The organism is Bacillus sp. 17RED48 (assembly GCF_019837545.1).
In the GTDB taxonomy this organism is placed as follows: Bacteria; Bacillota; Bacilli; order Bacillales; family Bacillaceae_G; genus Bacillus_A; species Bacillus_A wiedmannii.
Window position 1 is genome coordinate 896100 of sequence record NZ_JADAXG010000001.1, and the last position, 17984, is coordinate 914083.

Below are 17984 nucleotides of genomic sequence, written 5' to 3' on the forward strand. Positions count from 1 at the left end.
ACAATGGTAGTAGGAGATTTCCCAATTGAATTAGATACAGTCGTTGTTGGTGCAGGTCCTGGTGGATACGTTGCGGCAATTCGTGCAGCACAATTAGGTCAAAAGGTAGCAATTATCGAAAAAGCTAACCTTGGTGGCGTATGCTTAAACGTTGGATGTATTCCTTCAAAAGCGTTAATCAATGCAGGTCATCGTTATGAGAATGCAATGCATTCTGATGACATGGGTATCACTGCAGAGAACGTAAAAGTTGACTTTACAAAAGTTCAAGAATGGAAAAACGGCGTAGTTAAGAAATTAACTGGCGGTGTTGAAGGCCTTCTTAAAGGTAACAAAGTTGAAATCATTCGCGGTGAAGCTTACTTCGTAGATGCTAATACATTACGCGTAATGACTGAAGATGCAGCACAAACGTATACGTTTAAAAATGCTGTTCTTGCAACTGGTTCTACACCAATCGAAATTCCAGGATTCAAATACTCTAAACGTGTTATCAACTCTACAGGTGCTTTAAGCTTACCTGAAATTCCTAAAAAACTTGTTGTAATCGGCGGCGGTTACATCGGTATGGAATTAGGAACTGCATATGCTAACTTCGGTACAGAAGTTACTGTAGTAGAAGCTGGCGACGAAATCTTAGCTGGTTTCGAAAAAGCTATGAGCTCTGTTGTTAAACGTGCTCTTCAAAAGAAAGGTAACGTAAATATCCATACAAAAGCTATGGCTAAAGGCGTTGAAGAAACAGAAACTGGCGTAAAAGTTAGCTTTGAAGTTAAAGGTGAAATCCAAACTGTAGAAGCAGATTACGTATTAGTAACTGTAGGTCGTCGTCCAAACACTCAAGAAATTGGTCTTGAGCAAGTTGGAGTTAAAATGACTGACCGCGGCATCATCGAAATCGATGAGCAATGTCGTACAAACGTATCAAACATCTATGCAATCGGTGATATCGTTCCTGGACCACCATTAGCTCACAAAGCTTCTTACGAAGGTAAAGTAGCTGTTGAAGCAATTAGTGGCCATGCATCAGCAATCGATTACATCGGAATTCCTGCAGTATGCTTCACTGATCCAGAATTAGCATCTGTTGGTTACACTAAGAAACAAGCTGAAGAAGCAGGAATGACAGTAGCTGTATCTAAGTTCCCATTCGCTGCTAACGGTCGTGCATTATCATTAAACAGCACTGACGGTTTCCTACAACTTGTAACACGTAAAGAAGATGGTCTTCTTGTAGGTGCTCAAGTTGCAGGTGCAGGCGCTTCTGATATTATCTCTGAGATTGGTTTAGCTATCGAAGCTGGAATGACAGCAGAAGATATCGCTCAAACAATCCACGCTCACCCAACATTAGGTGAGATCACGATGGAAGCAGCTGAAGTTGCTCTTGGAATGCCAATTCACATTGTAAAATAATTATAAAAAAACGTCTTCTAAATTTAGAAGACGTTTTTTTTCGTGTGTTATATGCATAGAAAAACAAGAGGTGAATTTTGTTGATTCACCTCTTGTTTTGTATTCTTTGTTTTCAAATTGATACATTTCTTTATTTGTACTAGTGTCATTATAAAGGAATAATACGATATCAGCATGTAGTTTTTCGAGGTCTTGCTTTACATTTTTACTTGCCGCAAATCGTGGATCAATAAATGTTGTTTATTCAAACTCTTGTGCAAATAAAGGATAAGCTGTATTTGCATAAGAATCTTTAATAATGACAGCATGTAGTGTGTTCGTATGCATAAAATGCACCTTTCATATTCAATGGTGATCGGTCTTCTAATTGTTCATGAGTAAATGCCTTGTTAGTCCTCCAGCCCTCCTTTAGAAGCGGAAGTAAATAAATGGATTGTAAGTTGCATTCGTTAAATACATCATAGTTATGATTAAAACACTCAAGTAATAAAGTGGAGATAAAATTACTACCTTTTTATTTGCTAATGGATTCTTGATCCAAGAGAAAATTGGAGCTGATGTAATAATAGCAAGTATAAAGATTCCCCAATAATTCATCACATAGAAATAACTAGTAATGTCAGTCAACGATCCATTTAATCCGAACATTGTTTGTAAAAATTTAGAACAGTAGCTAAAATTATCAGCGCGGAAGAACACCCAACCAATAATTACTAAAAACATAACGTATATGTGTTGAATCGGCCACCATAATTTTTGTAATATTTTTTCGAAACCAGCCTTTTCTAAAGCAATTAAACATCCGTAATAAATACCCCATATCATAAATGTCCAACTAGCTCCATGCCAAAATCCAGTTAATGCCCATACGATAAATAGATTTCGATAGTTTTTCCAAGGAGATATTCGATTTCCGCCTAGTGGAATATAAACATAATCACGGAACCATGAACCAAGTGAAATGTGCCAGCGACGCCAAAATTCAGAGATGGATTTTGAAATATATGGATAATTGAAGTTTTCTAAGAAATCAAATCCGAACATTTTTCCTAATCCAATTGCCATATCACTGTAACCTGAAAAATCGAAATAAATTTGTAATGTATAAGCAATTGCACCAATCCAAGCGGTTGATACGCTCATCGTTGCTGGATCCATTGCAAATATTTCATCGGCAATAGCTCCTAGTTGATTCGCAATTAAAACCTTTTTTCCTAATCCAATGATAAAACGACGAATTCCTTCTGAAAACTTATCAGCATTAACTGTTCTAACATGTAATTGAAAAGCGATTGTATTATATCGAACAATTGGTCCTGCTACTAATTGCGGGAAAATAGTAAAATATAGTGCAAGATCAAATAGATTTCGCTGAGCTTCTACTTTTCTCTTAAAAATATCGATAATATAACTCATTGCATGGAAAGTGAAAAATGAAATCCCAATGGGCAAAGGAATTTTTTCGAGTACAATGTTTGTATGAAAAATCCCGTTTATATTATCCACTAAGAAATTAGCGTATTTAAAATATCCTAGTATAGCAGTATTGACAACAATTGCTATAGTAAGAATAAGTTTTCTATTTGCACTAGATAGTCGGTCTTTATTAAGCCATATTCCGAACCAATAGTTGATGAAAATAGAGAAAAGCATTAGGAAGACATATATTGGTTCTCCCCAAGCATAAAATAATAAACTAAATAATAAAAGAACGATGTTTTGTAATTCTTTCCGTACTGAGTAGTATACGAAAAGAATTGCAGGTAAAAAAAGACATAAAAAAAATAAATTGCTAAATACCATGTATTATTAATTCCTTTCTATATTTTCTTCTTAAGGAGTATACCATGCGATAAATGAATAATCTGTCTTATGGGCGATATGAGCGAATTTATTGTTAAGAACGAGGGATATTCGTATGTGAATAGTTGGGGAATTAAAAAAACAGGAAAAATTCAACAGTGGATTAGGTGAAATTTGGAGAAGTCTACTTTCAAAATACTAAGAGGGAAGAGTTGAAGCATATAATAGAAAGGATAAGGAGGTAACGCTATGAAAATTACGCTAGCTTCATTTTTTCATCTAGTTTTGTGGAGTGGATTTTCAGCAGTGTTATTATTGTCAAGTCGGGATAAACTGCATTATAAAATTTTTCTTTTTCTTATATTTTTGTACTTAGCGTATGTGATAGCATATGTCATACTAAGTGCAAGGAGGAAAGCAATACTTCTTACTTGCACAAATAGTATGATCTTTCTAATCGTTTATTTTTGTTTTTAAATTAACGTTTATAGAAATACATTGTTCTTCCATTAAATAATTGTAACTCTCCTTCTAATTTCTTCGCTAGAAAACGGCAAAATTCATTTGCTTTTCCTTTATCACCAAATGTTGCATTAGGTGGTAAAGAAATCTGAATAAAAGATTGTTCCTTTTCTATACCAACACCAACATAAATGGAGTCATATCGATCGTGAGTAGATTGTAGTTTTAATGTTGTTGCTGATGTATCTAAAATTTCATAAGGAAAAGCGGTATTTGTATAAGCGTAATTAATTTGAACACCAGTTTTGGAAGTAACTGTTTGATAGTAATGAAAAAGTTGTTTTATATCATCTATTGAAACAGATTGTTGATTGGATTTAGGTACAAGCGTAATAAAGGCATGTTGCATATAAGATCCCCCTAACCTTAGTAGAATACTAACATTCTACATGATACTGAATTTTTTGACAATTAAAAGGAGTATTCCTTTTTTTGTTTAATATACTAATGAAAGGTGATGGAGAAAGGTGGAAACCGATGTTTGAAAAATTGTATGATGAACATGAAAGTGTGAAGGTACGATTTTTGGGTTTTATGACACATGATACTCGTTATGATTTTGGTGTTATTTATACAAATATGTTTTTTGGAAAGCCACTCATTGTTTGCATGCAAACAGGAAGGTCTACTTTACTTGGGCGAGATGATGTAGAGAATGTTCAACATATACAGGAGATTTTTAAATTAGGATCAGAAGAGGAAGCGGCAGAGTTAGCTCAGTTTTTCAAGTTTTTAGTCCCACCTACTTCTTTGCATGCGGAATATGAAGAATAATTAATGTAAAACAGTCGTACGTATAAATATGGCTGTTTTTTTGTTTGAATATCGCATACTAATTAAAATTAAAAATATTTAATGTGTTATACTAAAAACCTATTGACGTAAAAAGTATAACATATTAAAATAAAGACAGAAAGTTAAGCGGTTACAAAGAAGTTTTTGGGATTATAAACTTAGGGGGAAATGAAAAATGGGAACGATCGTATGTCAAGATTGTGAAGGTACAATTGCACACTTCGAGGATGAAAAAGTAACGGTACTTTACGGGAAATGTGGATCTTGCGGATGTGATCACACAGAGCATACAAAAGCCCAATAATTGATAGGAAATGGACAGCTAAAAGTTTTTAGGACCATAAACTTAGGGGGAAATAAAAAATGGGAACAATTGTATGCCAAGTATGTGAAGGAACAATCGGTCATTTTGAAGATGAAAAAACGACAGTGCTTTACGGAAAATGTGGTACAAATTGTGAATGTGCTAATAGAGATAAGGCGAAAGCTTAATTATAAATAAGTAGATTATTATTAAAACTCAGGGGGAAATGAAAAATGGGAACAATCGTATGCCAAGTATGTGAAGGAACAATCGGACATTTTGAAGATGAAAAATCAACAGTACTATACGGGAAATGTGGATCTCATTGCGAATGTGGCCATAAAGAACATACAAAAGCTTAAATAAAAAAAGCGCCTACATATACATATGTAGGCGCTTTTTTAATAAATTGTAGTTGTATGACCAACTGTTGCAACGATTGCATCATCTCTAATCGGAATAAACCCTATCGATGTCTGTGGAGTGCTAGGAGAAGCGTAGTGGCTCATAAGACGGCTATCAATACGGGTAATAGTATCGGTCAAGAAAGCTGAAATAAAAGCGTAAGGGACTCGTCGTTCATTTAATGAGTATATAATTTCCTCTTTTGTTTTTACACCTACGCCATGTCCGTAAAAAAAGAAATTTCCTAGATAGATTGCATTTTCTCCTTGCCACTCGATCGTAGCTGGATTCACTTGTGGATTTTTAAAATAAACGAGATCACCTGGAACAAGATCACCACCCGTTTTTGTTATGAGCTTTAAATCTTGATCGTAGTCCCATGTATAAAGTAAAAGGTTTGCAAAGAGACGGTTGAAAGTTTCTTCCTCATATAATGATCGTAAAGCTTTGTAAAAAATAATGATCATAGCAGTGGCACATTCAGTTCCATATAGTTTTCCGTTTTTGAAAATATCTTGTATGGCAATGGAAGGGGGTATGTTTGGTAGTAGCTCGAATCCTCCAAGTGACGTTCTTTTCCAATACTGGGGGTTGCAAAAGGATTGTTGAAATGTGCGAAACTGAAATCCACTTTGAAAAAGTTCTAATGCAGAAGTAATAATATTCACTCGCAAATTTAGATCAAAGCTGAGTTCATCAGATGTTCGGAAGGAATAAATTTCTTGATTTCCTGCCATTATCGATAAAATTTGTTGTTTCTCAGCTGCAAATGGCTCGTATTCATTTGTGATATAAGGATGTACAATAGAACGGCCTATTACAATCATAATCGTATCCCCACCTATACGTTACATTACTTAATATCGTATGAGAAAAGGGTAAAATGGTGAAAGAAAAGCCTATCAACTGATAGGCTTGTACTCTTTAATCACACGTAATGTTTGTAATGTCATATCTTCAGGACCTTGTACAGGTAAACCCGCTTCTAAGTTTTTACGAATATACTCTAAGTTATCTTGTGTAATAATTTCCCCCGGAGTAAAGATTGGAATCCCTGGCGGATAAACCATAACGAAATCAGCTATAATACGACCTGCTGCATTTTCAAACGGAATGACTTCTGTTTCTGAATAAAAAGCATCTCGAGGAGAAAGTGCTAGCACTGGTATTTCTGGAATTTCTACTTGTATTTGAACACCTTTATCGGCTTTATTTCTAAATGTTGCTGCTAAATCTTGTAATGCTGCAATAAGTGTATTTGTCTCACTTTCTGTATCCCCAAAAGTGACAAGACATAGTATGTTGTATAAATCCGAGAGTTCTACTTCAATGTTATATTGCTCTCTAAGCCATACTTCAGCCTGATGGCCTGTAATACCTAAATCTTTTACAGATACAATTATCTTTGTAGGATCGTAGTTAAAAGTAGCATCTGTACCTAGCATTTCTTTCCCAGGACAGTAAAGATCCTCAACAGCATTAATAGCATCACGAACTTGTTCCGCTAATTGTATTGTTTGTTCTATGAGTGCTGTTCCTTCTGTAGCAAGACGTTTTCTAGCAACATCTAGGGATGCTAACAAAATGTAAGAAGTTGATGTAGTCGTAAGCATGCTAATAATAGATTGAACATGTTTAACGTTCACAAGGCCTTCCTTCACGTTAAGAATAGAACTTTGCGTTAAAGATCCTCCTAATTTGTGAACACTTGTTGCTGCCATATCTGCACCGGCTTGCATCGCTGACATCGGCAATTCATCGTGAAAATGAATATGAACACCATGAGCCTCATCAACTAGTACAGGGATATCATAAGAATGCGCTAATTGGACAATCTGTTCTAAGTCCGCAGCAAAGCCAAAGTATGTTGGATTAATAACAAGTAAGCCTTTCGCATCTGAATGCTCTTCAAGTGCCTTTTTGACAGATTGAATTGTGATTCCGTGTGAAATACCAAGTTTTGGATCGATTTCAGGATGCATGAAAATCGGTTTTGCACCTGAGAAAATAATAGCTGACATTACTGATTTATGCACGTTTCGTGGCACTAGGATTTTGTCACCAGGACCGCACACGCTCATCACCATTGTCATTATTGCACCACTTGTACCTTGAATAGAAAAGAAAGTATGATCTGCACCAAATGCAGAGGCTGCTAAATCTTGTGCTTCTTTAATCATACCTTTTGGATGATGTAAATCATCGAGCGGCGCAATATTAATTAAATCAATTGCTAATGCATTATGCCCAATAAATTCGCGAAATGTAGGATCCATGCCCTGACCTTTTTTGTGACCAGGAATATGGAATTGAATTGGATTTCGCTTACTGTGCTCAACTAAAGCGGTAAACAATGGTGTTTCGTATTGGGACAATCTATACACCCCTTCTTTTTCATAATATTTATTAGAGTTTGTTTTATATAATCTTGTTCTAAAAAAGTTAAGTGCTTTTTAGAATGAGACTTGTTTTTCTGCCAATCACAAAAGCATTTTTGAGATGGTAGGTTCACTTTATTTTCTATAAAACAAAAGCATTATATCACCAATAATTATAGATGTATAGAAAAAAATATTTTTACAGTGAGTATGTTAAATAGTTATTTCCAATTAACTTATAGAGGAAGACAATTCCATCACAATGAATAAATAGTGTATAATGCAAAGTGGCTATAGTGAAGAAGAAAAAAATCCCTTTAAGATAGCATATTGAAATAAGAAGAAATGATAAATGAGGTGCGAAATGGAATATCAATATCCGTTAGATTATGATTGGTCAAATGAGGAAATGGTTGTAATTGTGAAGTTTTATGAAGCAATTGAGAAAGTATACGAAAAAGGAATTATAAGAGAAGAATTAATGGGATTATATCGTCGTTTTAAAGAGATTGTTCCATCTAAAGCAGAAGAGAAGAAAATTGATAAAGAGTTTCAAGAAGTAAGTGGATATTCTATATACCGTGCGATTCAAAGGGCGAAAGAAACTGAAGAACAAAAGCTTGTGAAAATGTAAAAATATTTTGAAAAATGAAAACTGAAGTGATATAATGTGATAACAACTAAAAACGGACAATATAAATTGTCCGTTTTCTACTATCGATTACAAAGTGCATATAAAGGAAGGAGTGATTGCATCGTAGATTCAATCTTAGCAAGGAATTGTTCGTTGGTCATTGCTGAAAACTCCTCTGGTGATATATGAATACCAACTAATAATTCTGCTTTTTTCACAGTAGCTAGACGTTCAATCATCTTTTGTAAGTCTTCTGTTTCAAGTGTTTTATGTAATTTTACACTTGGTTTAGTATGGTCAATGGACCAAACGAAGTCATTTGGAATATTTGTTTTTAAATCATTTAAATGTTCTAAGAAGGCGTGAGCCGTCTCCACTTTTTGTGGACACTCATAGATTAAACCAAAGTATATGAAGGCATGAGTACCCCATAATCCAATTTGGAAATGTGGCAGCATTTTATAACCGCGTTTATTTGTTGAAAAAGCAACCCAAGTATCGTTTGGTGGATTGACTTTGCGGCGTGCATGTTTTGCTACATGATAAAAAAAGTTCTCATCAGTTTGTTTGGATAAATACGTTGCAAACTGTTCCCCTAAAGCTTCCAGCTTAGGATGAATGTTCGTTTTAATTGCACTCATTCGTTCTTCGAGACCATCAACTGTAAAGACCTCAAAATCAGTTGACTTGAATGTTTGTAGTGTCATGATTGTTCCTCCAACTCCTATTTTGCTTTTATTTTAGCATAGCTTGTACTATTCATAAAAAAAACAGCACAAAAAAAATTAAATAAAAAAATATAATTTTGTTGCATAGATGATTTATCCAACATAGTATAGTATAAAACAAAAAATCAGAAAATTGAATCAATTACAGTCCGAGGGCAGACGAATATTGGGAGGAGGCAAATAATATGAGACAGGTGATTAATGCGTTAAAGAGAACAGATGCTGAAAAGAGAATACCGGTGCTACGTTTGGAGCTAGATTATGAATTAGCAACTTTATATGATGCGATGATGGAGAATGATAAACTGAAAAAAGAAGAGTGTGTACAAAAGTTAGAAGTGTTAAGACTTGAAATGATTCGTTTAGAAGCGTAATAATAGTATATGTATAAAAAATTAGTTGGTGCGAACCTTATAAAGGGTTCGTTTTTTCTGTGAACAGTATAGATCGGAGTGTTTAAACATGCAAGAAGTATGGAAAGACATCGATGCACATGCCAAACAGTGGATTCGAGATGCAGGAGAGTTTTTAATGGCATCAATGGAAAAAGCACTTATTATAGAAACGAAATCCAATGCAGCTGATTTAGTAACAAATATGGACCGAGAAATAGAACAGTTTTTAATTGGGAAAATTAAAGAAACATTCCCGAACCATAATATTTTAGGAGAAGAAGGTTATGGAGATGAGGTAACTTCTTCTGATGGGGTTGTTTGGTTAATTGATCCAATTGATGGCACGATGAACTTTGTTCATCAAAAAAGAAATTTTGCAATTTCAATTGGAATTTATGAGAACGGTATCGGAAAGATTGGACTCATTTATGACCCAGTTCATGATGAATTATACCATGCGGTAAAGGGAGCCGGAGCATTTTGTAATGAAGTACCAATACCTTTATTGGAAGAAGGAACTGTAGAGCAAGGTATTGTAGCATTAAATGCGATATGGCTTACCGACAATCCATTGCTTAATAAGGAAAGTATGATGGCACTGGTTAAGAAAGCAAGAGGCACGAGATCATATGGCTGTGCAGCGTTAGAGATGGTATACGTTGCAACAGGAAGAATAGATGCATATGTAACGCCGAGATTATCACCATGGGATTTTGGTGGGGGACAGATAATTGTAGAGGAAGTTGGAGGCAAGGTGACAACTTTTTCTGGATCTCCGCTTTCTATCGTAGAGAAGAGCAGCGTATTAGTTGCAAAACCAGGAGTGTATGAAGAGTTGTTACGATTTATAGCGGAGTAACAAAAAAAGTAAGAGGCTGTATAAGCGCTTCTTACTTTTTGACGTTATTGCGATTTACGCATTTTTCTTTTTGTTACAAAACCGTATCCAACTGTAACAAATGTGCCGATAATGCAAATAATAATACCGATGGGACTATTTTCAGCAACCATAATGCCGATACCGATTAAGAAAATAACACCGATAATTGCAGTTAATAAAAAGCGATATTGAATGTGTTCCATTTCTTCACCCTCCAATCTCATTTTACTTTCACAAAAGTAAGAATACAACTATATTTTCATTCTTGATTTTATTTTGATTGCCATTGTATCCCCTTCGCTCTTATAATAGAGAAGGATTAAAAAGACATTAGGAGTTGGACATGTTGAAAAAACGACAAGATTTACGAAATATAGCAATTATTGCCCACGTTGACCATGGTAAAACAACACTTGTTGACCAGTTATTACGTCAAGCGGGGACGTTCCGTGCGAATGAACATATTGAAGAACGCGCAATGGACTCAAACGATCTAGAAAGAGAACGTGGTATTACAATTTTAGCGAAGAATACTGCGATTCACTATGAAGATAAAAGAATTAACATTTTAGATACACCTGGTCACGCTGACTTCGGTGGAGAAGTGGAACGTATCATGAAAATGGTTGATGGTGTTCTACTTGTTGTTGATGCATATGAAGGTTGTATGCCACAAACACGATTTGTTTTAAAGAAAGCTCTTGAGCAAAATTTAACTCCAATCGTTGTTGTAAACAAAATTGACCGTGACTTCGCTCGCCCTGATGAAGTAGTTGATGAAGTAGTTGACTTATTCATCGAACTTGGTGCAAACGAAGATCAATTAGAGTTCCCAGTTGTATTTGCATCAGCAATGAACGGAACAGCAAGCTTAGATTCAAATCCAGCAAATCAAGAAGAGAATATGAAATCATTGTTTGACACAATTATTGAACATATTCCAGCACCAGTTGATAACAGCGAAGAGCCACTTCAATTCCAAGTAGCACTTCTTGATTACAATGACTATGTTGGTCGTATCGGGGTTGGACGCGTATTCCGTGGTACAATGAAAGTAGGACAACAAGTTGCATTAATGAAAGTTGATGGAACTGTAAAACAATTCCGTGTAACGAAATTATTTGGTTACATTGGATTAAAACGTCAAGAAATTGAAGAAGCAAAAGCTGGAGATTTAGTAGCTGTTTCAGGTATGGAAGACATTAACGTAGGTGAAACGGTATGTCCGGTTGAGCATGAAGAGGCTTTACCATTATTACGTATTGATGAGCCAACACTACAAATGACATTCCTTGTAAATAACAGCCCATTTGCAGGTCGTGAAGGTAAATTCATTACATCTCGTAAAATTGAAGAGCGTCTTCGTTCACAATTAGAAACAGATGTAAGTTTACGTGTAGATAATACAGATTCTCCTGATGCGTGGATCGTATCTGGACGCGGGGAATTACATTTATCTATCCTAATTGAAAACATGCGTCGTGAAGGTTATGAACTACAAGTATCTAAGCCTGAAGTAATTATTAAAGAAGTTGATGGCGTAAGATGTGAGCCTGTAGAGCGCGTGCAAATCGATGTACCTGAAGAATACACTGGTTCTATTATGGAATCTATGGGTGCACGTAAAGGTGAAATGTTAGATATGGTGAATAACGGAAACGGTCAAGTTCGCCTTACTTTCATGGTTCCAGCACGTGGTTTAATTGGTTACACAACAGAATTCTTAACATTAACTCGTGGTTACGGTATTTTAAACCATACATTCGATTGCTACCAACCAGTACATGCTGGACAAGTGGGTGGACGTCGTCAAGGTGTTCTAGTTTCACTTGAAGCAGGAAAAGCATCACAATACGGTATTATGCAAGTTGAAGACCGTGGTGTAATCTTCGTTGAACCAGGTACAGAAGTATATGCTGGTATGATCGTTGGAGAACACACTCGTGAGAATGACTTAACAGTTAACGTTGTAAAAATGAAACAACAAACTAATATTCGTTCTGCGACGAAAGATCAAACTTCAACAATGAAAAAACCACGCTTAATGACTTTAGAAGAGTCATTAGAGTACTTAAACGATGACGAGTTCTGTGAAGTAACTCCAGAATCGATTCGTCTACGTAAAAAGATTCTTGATAAGAGCGAGCGCGAAAGAGCTGCTAAGAAAAAGAAATCTGTAGAAGCGTAAAATAATAGAACAGCTACCTTTGAGGGGTAGCTGTTTTTTTATTGCATTTATTTTTGGAATATTTACTCTTTTTTGTGGACAGTATTTTTTTTGCAGGTTACTCTTGTATTAAGTACATAAATAAAATTTGTTTCTTGTGAGAAAGGGGGATGAATGATGTTAGAAAGAATGTCGTTTTTTGCGAAATTATGTAAAGTTGATGAAAATCCGGAACTAGGGATGTGGTTGCTGTATGGCATCATTATTATATTAAGTGCACTTGTGTATAATTTAGGTTTTGCAAGAAAACTATCAATAATAAAAAATATAGTGATATATATATCGTTAGCGATTGGATGTACAGTTTTAACTTTCTTTGCAGTTTTTTTACCTGTTGGAGAGGGCCTTGTTGTAGCGGCAATTGTACTTGGGATTTATAGGTTGCGTTTACGTCAAGCGAGACAACAAAAAGCAGGGTGAGGGGGCAAATTTTTATGCGTTCAGTACAAGATGCGTTATATAATTGGTTAACAATTAAAACAGTTGCCGAAGCACGTCCAGATGATCGTGCTGCACAAGAAACGTATTTGTTATTTGAAAATATGATATATGAAGAACATAAATTAAAGAATGTGGAAGTTAATAAGAATGAAGAAATGTATTTGATTACATATGAAATGAATGGAGAAAGAAAATCTGCAAGGTTTCCGTTAGAAGCTATTGATTGTTTTTTTGATCAAATGAATCGTGAACCTGAAAAATATAAATAAGTCCTTATCTAAATGATTAAGGACTTATTTACATTTTACCAATCGTCTTCGACTTTTTTATCACGGTATAATCGGAAATTACCACTTGCATGACGTTCCATTGTACGTTCTGCAATTCGTTCCGAACATTCCATGCACATATATGTATGAATAGGGCGGTTACGTAGTTTTTTTGCCATAGGATTTTCATCATCTAACATATCTTTTTTATCACAAATCATACACTTGACTCTCATTTCGTCACCTCAATACGAATTCTATCAGTATAAGTATATCATGGAAGTGTAATATTTTTGAATAATAGCGGGAAAAAATAATATTTTCGCAATTCGAAAAATAAGTTATGATAAGGATATAGTAAGTATATTTGGAGGTGGAAATATGGCGAATGTAGTAGATCCTACATTAACAGATGATTTAGTACAAACGTTACGTAAAGAATGTATTGTTATGGTAGCAACAACAGACTTCGAAAAACAAGTTCCTAACGTAAGTGCTATTTCTTGGGTGTATGCAGTGAGTAAAACTAGTATTCGATTTGCAGTAGATCAACGTTCACGTATTGTGGAAAATATACGGCATAGTACTGGGCTAGTATTGACTATAATGGCGAATGAATCCGTATTTTCCATAAGTGGTGCAGGTGAAATTTTGACTGATAGAATGGAAGGCATTCCTCTAAAATTAACTGTAATAGAAGTAAATGTACAAGAAGTACGTGATGTTATGTTTTATGGAGCGAAACTTGCAACTGAGCCAACGTATGAAAAAACATATGACATTCGCGCAGCGAAAAAGCTGGATAACCAAGTGTTAGTAGGAATAAAAGAATTATAAATGTGATAAATAAGAAAATAAGTTATTAACTTTTGTAATCAGTTATTGTGATTTTATGTTAATAATTATAATTAAAAGTAATATATTGAATAGAAATGAATAAAAAATAAATAAAAGGTTTAATGGCTATGAATTTCGATTCTACCTCGTTTATACGGTACATATAATTATAACAATGGTTCGTCCATATTTTATGGATGAAACCCTTGTTCTACAAATTTAAAAGTGGAGTCAGGGGGTAACAGGTTGGATAAAATTTATGTGTTAGATACGAATGTACTTTTGCAGGATCCTTTATCTATTTTTTCATTTGAAACCAATGAAGTAGTGATTCCAGCAGTTGTATTAGAAGAGGTTGATTCGAAAAAACGTTATATGGATGAAGTAGGACGAAACGCTCGTTATGTATCTAAGTTAATAGACAAATTTCGTGAAATAGGAAAGCTGCATGAAAGTATTCCGTTAGAAAACGGCGGTACATTTCGTATTGAATTAAATCATCGTTCATTTGTTCAACTACAAGATATTTTTGTAGAAAAAACGAATGATAATCGAATTTTAGCTGTAGCAAAAAATCTATCTTTAGAAGAACAAGAAAAAGAGGACGGGAAGTCTGTTATTTTAGTAAGTAAAGACGTGCTCGTAAGGGTAAAAGCTGATGCAATTGGTTTGAAGGCGGAAGATTATTTAAGTGATCGTGTAATTGAAGTAGATAATATATATTCAGGATTTTTAGAAGGGTATATATCAAAAGAGCAATTAGATTATTTTTATGAAAAAGGTGAATTGCCTTTATCCGAAATTGCAAATCACCCTTTTTATCCAAATCAGTTTGTAGTAATGAAAGATGCATTAGGGGGATCTAGTTCAGCACTTGGCATTGTGGATCACTTAGGTAAGAAGGTAAAGAAACTTATTTTTCACAATGAACAAGTATGGGGGATACGACCACGAAATGTGCAGCAAATTATGGGATTAGAATTGTTGCTTCGTGAAGATATTCCGCTAGTAACGTTAACAGGGAAAGCTGGTACAGGAAAAACATTACTTGCTTTAGCTTCGGGGCTCATGCAAACTGAAGATTTAGGGCTATATAAAAAACTACTAGTTGCAAGGCCAATTGTTCCAGTCGGAAAAGATATCGGTTATTTACCAGGAGAAAAAGAAGAAAAGTTAAGACCATGGATGCAACCGATTTTTGATAATCTAGAGTATTTATTTAATACGAAAAAGCCAGGAGAGTTAGATGCTATTTTAGCTGGAATGGGTTCGATTGAAGTAGAGGCCCTTACCTATATACGTGGGAGAAGTATTCCAGATCAGTTCATTATAATTGATGAAGCACAAAATTTAACGAAGCATGAAGTGAAAACGATACTAACAAGGGTAGGAGAAAAAAGTAAAATTGTATTAATGGGAGATCCACAGCAAATTGATCACCCGTATTTGGATGAATATAATAACGGTTTAACATATGTTGTAGAGAAGTTTAAAGAGCAGCGTATTAGTGGTCATGTAAAGTTTGTTAAAGGGGAGCGGTCTAATTTAGCTCAACTAGCAGCAGATTTATTATAAAAAAGAGTGAGCTGAAGCTCACTCCTTTTTTCTTTCAAGTATACATGTTAAATAATAGTAAATTTACGGATGTTACGGATTGGATTTTGTCTATTAGATCCATCATTGTAATATAGATGAACAGGTCCATCCTCTTTTAATGGCTTTCCTTCTTTTGAAAAACCAAGAATAGCATTTTTGACAGTTTCTAATGGAAGTATTATTGTTTGATCTACTGTTTCAATTTCGACTTGCGTAGCGTCCTCTGAAATTTCGGCGTTAGCAAGAAATGGATGAAATGGTATACCGAACGTTCCAGTAATTAGTTGTTCTTTTTTATATTTCTTTACACTTTGTTGTATCGGTGGAAACGCAGCACCATCACGGATTTCACGATCCCAATGCTCTGAAGTGTTTTTTAAATAAGCTTCTAGTTCTGAAGTGTTTTCTCTTGTTTCATCAAAGTAAGTTGTCAAATCTACTTTTCGATCATCAAAGATCCAAACAGTTGGATCGATAGTGATTGGAAAACGAACTTTTCCATTAATAAATAAAATTTCGCTCATTGTTGTTCCCCCATTTGTGTTATACTCCCACTTTTCAGTATAATAGCATTAGACACGGTTGTCACAAAAAATGTTTCTATTGCAATTTACTAAAACTATCGCTAATATTAATAGATAGGAGAGAGTAGGACGGAAACGGAGGGAATCAATTTGGCGTCTGAGACAGTATCAAATCATCAGGAAAAGGCACTAGCCCTTCTACAAGCGGATGCGGAGAAGATTTTAAGACTTATTAAGGTGCAAATGGACAATCTTACAATGCCGCAATGTCCATTATATGAAGAAGTGTTAGACACACAAATGTTTGGACTATCCCGCGAGGTCGATTTTGCAGTTCGCCTTGGTCTTATTGCAGAAGAACAAGGGAAAGCAATGTTAGGAGAGCTTGAACGTGAGTTATCTGCACTTCATGAAGCATTTACAAACAAACAACAATAACGGGTTCAAATAGGGGGGCTCAAACTGAAATAGTTTGGGCTTTTTATTTGTATAATAAAGCAGGAAGAATCAATGTACATATGGAATACAACAATAATTAAATTGAAACAGAAAGAGGAAATGAAATGAAAAGAGTATGGAAATCAATGGATTATTCATTATTACTTCCTCTTGTTATCTTATGTGTGTTGGGAGTTATAATGGTATATAGTTCTAGTTCCATTGTCGCGATTTCGTCGAGATATAACTGGCCGGCAAATTACTTTTTTAAAAAACAATTAGTTGCTCTTGCTATTGGAACGGTAATACTAGTGATTGTTGCTGTAATTCCTTACAAATTTTGGAGGAAAAAAATAGTTCTTACAGCGATGGGATTAGGGAGTCTGGGCTTACTAACAGCAGCTTTCCTTTTCGGTAAGGTAATCAATGGTGCAAAAGGATGGATACTAGGTATACAACCAGCTGAGTTTGTAAAAATAGCAGTTATTATTACGCTAGCAAGTTTTTTTGCTAAGAAACAAGAGAGGCAAACCCCTTTTTTCCAAGGGATCATACCTCCTATATTTGTTGTCGGTGGATCGATGGTATTAATTTTATTACAAAATGACTTAGGGACCGACATATTAATAGGTGGAACAGTGTTAATTATGTTCTTCTGTTCAGGAGTTAATGTTAACTTGTGGATTAAAAGATTTTTATTAACATCTGTCTTGTGGATTCCGGCGTTGTATTTTATCGGAAACTATAAATTAAGTCTATACCAAAAAGCTCGATTTTCAGTTTTTCTTGATCCATTTAACGATCCTCAAAATGATGGATTCCAATTAGTTAATTCTTTTATTGGAATTGCCTCAGGCGGGTTAAATGGTAGAGGATTAGGGAATAGTATACAAAAGTATGGCTACTTACCAGAGCCACAAACGGATTTTATTATGGCAATTATATCTGAAGAACTAGGTTTTATAGGTGTAGCTATCATTTTAATCTGTTTATTACTTATTATCATTCGTTCGTTTAGAGTGGCACAAAAGTGTAAAGATCCATTTGGAAGTTTAATTGCAATCGGAATTGCAAGTTTAATTGGGATACAAACTTTTGTTAATGTTGGTGGTATGTCTGGATTAATACCACTTACAGGAGTACCGTTACCGTTTATTAGTTATGGTGGTAGTTCTTTATTGGCTAATCTAATCTCAATGGGTATATTATTAAATGTTGCTAGTCATGTAAAACGACAAGAGAAACAACAAAATGAGATAATGAAAGAAAGAGAGCAAGATGGACCGCATCTTGTTGTAGTAAAATAAAAAACACATTGTACTCTAAAGTACAATGTGTTTTTTATTTTCAAGAAACATTAAATATGACGTATTAATTGATAATTATATTAAA

The 17984-nt window shown here is 34.8% G+C and carries 24 protein-coding genes and 1 pseudogene; 16 read left to right on the forward strand and 9 right to left on the reverse strand.

Going from position 1 to position 17984, the window contains the following annotated elements; all coding sequences use genetic code 11:
- The first annotated feature begins 3 nt into the window (after positions 1-3).
- On the forward strand, positions 4-1416 hold the full coding sequence (gene lpdA, locus ILT06_RS04980) for a dihydrolipoyl dehydrogenase (protein WP_000260106.1): 1413 nt from the start codon (positions 4-6) through the stop codon (positions 1414-1416).
- 102 nt (positions 1417-1518) lie between these two features.
- Here lpdA and ILT06_RS33020 read toward each other — a convergent pair.
- Positions 1519-1728, reverse strand: a pseudogene (locus ILT06_RS33020) (hypothetical protein); the annotation flags it as partial.
- 96 nt (positions 1729-1824) lie between these two features.
- Entirely contained in the window at positions 1825-3219 is a 1395-nt protein-coding gene (locus ILT06_RS04985) for an MBOAT family O-acyltransferase (protein WP_222654872.1), read from the reverse strand.
- Positions 3220-3468: 249 nt separating this feature from the next.
- Between ILT06_RS04985 and ILT06_RS04990 the strand changes: the two genes are divergently transcribed.
- Positions 3469-3696, forward strand: coding sequence for a hypothetical protein (locus ILT06_RS04990; protein WP_064474945.1), 228 nt, complete (start codon positions 3469-3471; stop codon positions 3694-3696).
- 1 nt (position 3697) lies between these two features.
- Here ILT06_RS04990 and ILT06_RS04995 read toward each other — a convergent pair whose 3' ends face one another.
- A complete protein-coding gene (locus ILT06_RS04995; RefSeq protein WP_098103102.1) occupies positions 3698-4090 on the reverse strand; it encodes a DUF1885 family protein in 393 nt (130 codons plus the stop codon).
- A gap of 128 nt (positions 4091-4218) precedes the next feature.
- Here ILT06_RS04995 and ILT06_RS05000 point away from each other — a divergent pair, with 128 nt between their 5' ends.
- From ILT06_RS05000 to ILT06_RS05015, 4 genes are all read left to right on the forward strand, one after another.
- On the forward strand, positions 4219-4515 hold the full coding sequence (locus ILT06_RS05000) for a DUF3055 domain-containing protein (RefSeq protein ID WP_088047342.1): 297 nt from the start codon (positions 4219-4221) through the stop codon (positions 4513-4515).
- A gap of 196 nt (positions 4516-4711) precedes the next feature.
- Positions 4712-4840, forward strand: coding sequence for a GapA-binding peptide SR1P (locus ILT06_RS05005; protein WP_000536778.1), 129 nt, complete (start codon positions 4712-4714; stop codon positions 4838-4840).
- 59 nt (positions 4841-4899) lie between these two features.
- The gene (locus ILT06_RS05010) at positions 4900-5028 is read left to right on the forward strand and encodes a GapA-binding peptide SR1P (RefSeq protein ID WP_064474947.1); all 129 of its coding nucleotides are present in this window, start codon (positions 4900-4902) and stop codon (positions 5026-5028) included.
- 45 nt (positions 5029-5073) lie between these two features.
- Complete coding sequence (locus ILT06_RS05015; RefSeq protein WP_088047244.1) at positions 5074-5202, forward strand: GapA-binding peptide SR1P; 129 nt, start codon at positions 5074-5076, stop codon at positions 5200-5202.
- Positions 5203-5241: 39 nt separating this feature from the next.
- On the opposite strand, the gene ILT06_RS05020 is transcribed toward ILT06_RS05015, so the two are convergent.
- Positions 5242-6072, reverse strand: a complete 831-nt coding sequence (locus tag ILT06_RS05020) for a protein-glutamine gamma-glutamyltransferase (protein ID WP_088047245.1) — start codon at positions 6070-6072, stop codon at positions 5242-5244.
- 75 nt (positions 6073-6147) lie between these two features.
- Positions 6148-7620: an arginine decarboxylase gene (gene speA / locus ILT06_RS05025; RefSeq protein ID WP_142289348.1), complete on the reverse strand. Its 1473-nt coding sequence runs from the start codon at positions 7618-7620 to the stop codon at positions 6148-6150.
- A 367-nt stretch (positions 7621-7987) separates the two neighbouring features.
- Between speA and ILT06_RS05030 the strand changes: the two genes are divergently transcribed.
- Positions 7988-8257 carry a UPF0223 family protein gene (locus ILT06_RS05030; RefSeq protein ID WP_222654873.1) on the forward strand — a complete coding sequence of 90 codons (270 nt, stop codon included), beginning with the start codon at positions 7988-7990 and terminating at the stop codon, positions 8255-8257.
- Between the two features lie 80 nt (positions 8258-8337).
- Here the strand turns inward: ILT06_RS05030 and ILT06_RS05035 are convergent, their stop codons facing one another.
- On the reverse strand, positions 8338-8964 hold the full coding sequence (locus ILT06_RS05035; RefSeq protein ID WP_000175087.1) for a YktB family protein: 627 nt from the start codon (positions 8962-8964) through the stop codon (positions 8338-8340).
- A gap of 206 nt (positions 8965-9170) precedes the next feature.
- On the opposite strand from ILT06_RS05035, the gene ILT06_RS05040 reads away from it, so the two are divergent.
- Entirely contained in the window at positions 9171-9359 is a 189-nt protein-coding gene (locus ILT06_RS05040) for a hypothetical protein (protein ID WP_001250166.1), read from the forward strand.
- Between the two features lie 88 nt (positions 9360-9447).
- Positions 9448-10239, forward strand: coding sequence for an inositol monophosphatase family protein (locus ILT06_RS05045; protein ID WP_222654874.1), 792 nt, complete (start codon positions 9448-9450; stop codon positions 10237-10239).
- Positions 10240-10283: 44 nt separating this feature from the next.
- On the opposite strand, the gene ILT06_RS05050 is transcribed toward ILT06_RS05045, so the two are convergent.
- Positions 10284-10463, reverse strand: coding sequence for a DUF5325 family protein (locus ILT06_RS05050; protein WP_000400129.1), 180 nt, complete (start codon positions 10461-10463; stop codon positions 10284-10286).
- Positions 10464-10603: 140 nt separating this feature from the next.
- Between ILT06_RS05050 and typA the strand changes: the two genes are divergently transcribed.
- The 3 genes from typA to ILT06_RS05065 all read left to right on the forward strand — a co-directional run bounded on the left by typA (position 10604) and on the right by ILT06_RS05065 (position 13197).
- A complete protein-coding gene (typA, locus tag ILT06_RS05055) occupies positions 10604-12448 on the forward strand; it encodes a translational GTPase TypA (RefSeq protein ID WP_064474950.1) in 1845 nt (614 codons plus the stop codon).
- A 156-nt stretch (positions 12449-12604) separates the two neighbouring features.
- Positions 12605-12907 carry a YlaH-like family protein gene (locus ILT06_RS05060; RefSeq protein ID WP_000893656.1) on the forward strand — a complete coding sequence of 101 codons (303 nt, stop codon included), beginning with the start codon at positions 12605-12607 and terminating at the stop codon, positions 12905-12907.
- A 14-nt stretch (positions 12908-12921) separates the two neighbouring features.
- Positions 12922-13197, forward strand: a complete 276-nt coding sequence (locus ILT06_RS05065) for a hypothetical protein (RefSeq protein WP_222654875.1) — start codon at positions 12922-12924, stop codon at positions 13195-13197.
- Between the two features lie 35 nt (positions 13198-13232).
- On the opposite strand, the gene ILT06_RS05070 is transcribed toward ILT06_RS05065, so the two are convergent.
- Positions 13233-13433 (reverse strand): YlaI family protein, encoded by a 201-nt coding sequence (locus ILT06_RS05070; protein WP_001995040.1) that lies wholly within the window; start codon positions 13431-13433, stop codon positions 13233-13235.
- Between the two features lie 145 nt (positions 13434-13578).
- Here ILT06_RS05070 and ILT06_RS05075 point away from each other — a divergent pair, with 145 nt between their 5' ends.
- Together ILT06_RS05075 and ILT06_RS05080 are read left to right on the forward strand one after the other, a co-directional pair.
- The gene (locus ILT06_RS05075; protein WP_000024571.1) at positions 13579-14034 is read left to right on the forward strand and encodes a PNPOx family protein; all 456 of its coding nucleotides are present in this window, start codon (positions 13579-13581) and stop codon (positions 14032-14034) included.
- Between the two features lie 246 nt (positions 14035-14280).
- Positions 14281-15609, forward strand: a complete 1329-nt coding sequence (locus ILT06_RS05080; protein ID WP_000358079.1) for a PhoH family protein — start codon at positions 14281-14283, stop codon at positions 15607-15609.
- 47 nt (positions 15610-15656) lie between these two features.
- Here the strand turns inward: ILT06_RS05080 and ILT06_RS05085 are convergent, their stop codons facing one another.
- Positions 15657-16154: a hypothetical protein gene (locus tag ILT06_RS05085; protein ID WP_064474951.1), complete on the reverse strand. Its 498-nt coding sequence runs from the start codon at positions 16152-16154 to the stop codon at positions 15657-15659.
- Positions 16155-16304: 150 nt separating this feature from the next.
- Between ILT06_RS05085 and ILT06_RS05090 the strand changes: the two genes are divergently transcribed.
- Entirely contained in the window at positions 16305-16592 is a 288-nt protein-coding gene (locus ILT06_RS05090) for an Fpa/YlaN family protein (RefSeq protein ID WP_000135698.1), read from the forward strand.
- Between the two features lie 125 nt (positions 16593-16717).
- Positions 16718-17899, forward strand: a complete 1182-nt coding sequence (gene ftsW / locus ILT06_RS05095; protein WP_088047248.1) for a putative lipid II flippase FtsW — start codon at positions 16718-16720, stop codon at positions 17897-17899.
- Positions 17900-17984 lie beyond the last annotated feature (85 nt).

Bases quoted from the DNA above. Each gene is read 5' to 3' on its own strand.
- ILT06_RS05070 (WP_001995040.1), bottom strand. From the start codon at position 13,433: ATGAGAGTCAAGTGTATGATTTGTGATAAAAAAGATATGTTAGATGAT.
- ILT06_RS05000 (WP_088047342.1), top strand. From the start codon at position 4,219: ATGTTTGAAAAATTGTATGATGAACATGAAAGTGTGAAGGTACGATTT.
- ILT06_RS05030 (WP_222654873.1), top strand. From the start codon at position 7,988: ATGGAATATCAATATCCGTTAGATTATGATTGGTCAAATGAGGAAATG.
- ILT06_RS05060 (WP_000893656.1), top strand. From the start codon at position 12,605: ATGTTAGAAAGAATGTCGTTTTTTGCGAAATTATGTAAAGTTGATGAA.
- ILT06_RS05035 (WP_000175087.1), bottom strand. From the start codon at position 8,964: ATGACACTACAAACATTCAAGTCAACTGATTTTGAGGTCTTTACAGTT.
- ILT06_RS05065 (WP_222654875.1), top strand. From the start codon at position 12,922: ATGCGTTCAGTACAAGATGCGTTATATAATTGGTTAACAATTAAAACA.
- ILT06_RS04990 (WP_064474945.1), top strand. From the start codon at position 3,469: ATGAAAATTACGCTAGCTTCATTTTTTCATCTAGTTTTGTGGAGTGGA.
- lpdA (WP_000260106.1), top strand. From the start codon at position 4: ATGGTAGTAGGAGATTTCCCAATTGAATTAGATACAGTCGTTGTTGGT.
- ILT06_RS04985 (WP_222654872.1), bottom strand. From the start codon at position 3,219: ATGGTATTTAGCAATTTATTTTTTTTATGTCTTTTTTTACCTGCAATT.
- typA (WP_064474950.1), top strand. From the start codon at position 10,604: ATGTTGAAAAAACGACAAGATTTACGAAATATAGCAATTATTGCCCAC.
- ILT06_RS05045 (WP_222654874.1), top strand. From the start codon at position 9,448: ATGCAAGAAGTATGGAAAGACATCGATGCACATGCCAAACAGTGGATT.
- ILT06_RS05050 (WP_000400129.1), bottom strand. From the start codon at position 10,463: ATGGAACACATTCAATATCGCTTTTTATTAACTGCAATTATCGGTGTT.
- ILT06_RS05075 (WP_000024571.1), top strand. From the start codon at position 13,579: ATGGCGAATGTAGTAGATCCTACATTAACAGATGATTTAGTACAAACG.
- ftsW (WP_088047248.1), top strand. From the start codon at position 16,718: ATGAAAAGAGTATGGAAATCAATGGATTATTCATTATTACTTCCTCTT.
- ILT06_RS04995 (WP_098103102.1), bottom strand. From the start codon at position 4,090: ATGCAACATGCCTTTATTACGCTTGTACCTAAATCCAATCAACAATCT.
- ILT06_RS05015 (WP_088047244.1), top strand. From the start codon at position 5,074: ATGGGAACAATCGTATGCCAAGTATGTGAAGGAACAATCGGACATTTT.
- ILT06_RS05040 (WP_001250166.1), top strand. From the start codon at position 9,171: ATGAGACAGGTGATTAATGCGTTAAAGAGAACAGATGCTGAAAAGAGA.
- ILT06_RS05005 (WP_000536778.1), top strand. From the start codon at position 4,712: ATGGGAACGATCGTATGTCAAGATTGTGAAGGTACAATTGCACACTTC.
- ILT06_RS05010 (WP_064474947.1), top strand. From the start codon at position 4,900: ATGGGAACAATTGTATGCCAAGTATGTGAAGGAACAATCGGTCATTTT.
- ILT06_RS05085 (WP_064474951.1), bottom strand. From the start codon at position 16,154: ATGAGCGAAATTTTATTTATTAATGGAAAAGTTCGTTTTCCAATCACT.
- ILT06_RS05020 (WP_088047245.1), bottom strand. From the start codon at position 6,072: ATGATTGTAATAGGCCGTTCTATTGTACATCCTTATATCACAAATGAA.